Origin of the sequence: Shewanella sp. SM69 (assembly GCF_025653985.1) — a bacterium.
Lineage (GTDB): Bacteria > Pseudomonadota > Gammaproteobacteria > Enterobacterales > Shewanellaceae > Shewanella > Shewanella oncorhynchi.
The window spans coordinates 1-1,196 of sequence record NZ_JAKKRV010000052.1; the positions used below are offsets into that span (position 1 = coordinate 1).

The 1,196-nt window shown below is 48.7% G+C and carries 1 protein-coding gene; it reads left to right on the top strand.

What is annotated here, in order from left to right:
* On the top strand, positions 1–1,191 hold a 1,191-nt coding region (locus L5M37_RS24000), incomplete at its 5' end, for an IS4-like element IS10A family transposase (RefSeq protein WP_263201919.1).
* Positions 1,192–1,196: the final 5 nt, after the last annotated feature.

Consider the following 1,196-nt stretch of genomic DNA (forward strand, 5'->3'; position numbering starts at 1 on the left):
CTACAACATTCTTTACACCAATACTGCCCAGAACTTCACCTAAAACGATTAAACAGCTTGATGCTGGCCTCTAAGGCACTGATTGAATGTAAGACACTGACCTTGACTGAGTTAGGTCGAAATTTACCAACCACGGCCCGAACCAAGCACAACATCAAGCGCATTGATCGTTTGCTCGGCAACACGCATCTGCATCAAGAACGGTTAGCTGTCTACCAATGGCATGCCAGCCTCATCTGTTCTGGTAACCCTATGCCGATTGTGCTCGTCGATTGGTCAGACATCCGAGAGCATAAACGCATCATGGCTCTGCGCGCCTCAATAGCCTTCAATGGCCGCTCTATTACCCTGTATGAGAAGTCCTATCCCCTATCAGAACAATGCTCTAAGGCCTCCCACAACGGTTTTTTAGCGGACTTAGCCAAGATTTTACCTTTGCATGTTACCCCTCTCATCGTGACTGACGCGGGGTTCAAAGTGCCTTGGTACAAAGAGGTTGAGGCGCATGGTTGGTTTTGGCTAAGCCGTATTCGCGGTACAGTTCAATTTGCAGATATTGGCGCTGAAAATTGGCGTGCAGTTCGCAGTACACATGACTTGGCCAACGGTCAAGCGAAGAGCCTGGGTTGTAAGACCTTGACCAAAACTAACCCTATCAATTGCCATCTCACGCTTTATCGTAGCAAACCTAAGGGGCGTACAAATCAGCGTTCAACGAGGACTAATTGCCACCATCCATCGGCAAAAACGTACTCAACATCGGCGAAAGAGCCTTGGGTGTTAGCCAGCAATTTACCACCAGAATCTCGGAGCCCAAAGCAGCTGGTAAACCTGTACGCCAAACGTATGCAAATAGAGGAAACCTTTCGTGACCTCAAAAGCCCGGCATACGGCTTTGGCTTACGCCAAAGTCGTACCAACAGTCCAGAGCGATTCGACATCATCCTACTGATAGCGTTGATGGTTCAATGCCTGTTGTGGCTAGTTGGTTTACACGCACAGCAACAGGGCTGGGATAAGCATTTTCAGGCCAATACCATTGGGCATCGAACGGTACTCTCAACGATTCGCTTGGGATTGGAGGTACTCAGGCGGCCTGATTATCAAATCACGGAGAAAGAATTGCTGGCGGCCTGGGTATTATTCGCCAATCAGTTGCTCAAATATGGCTATGCTATGGCTGATTTATGAGGGGA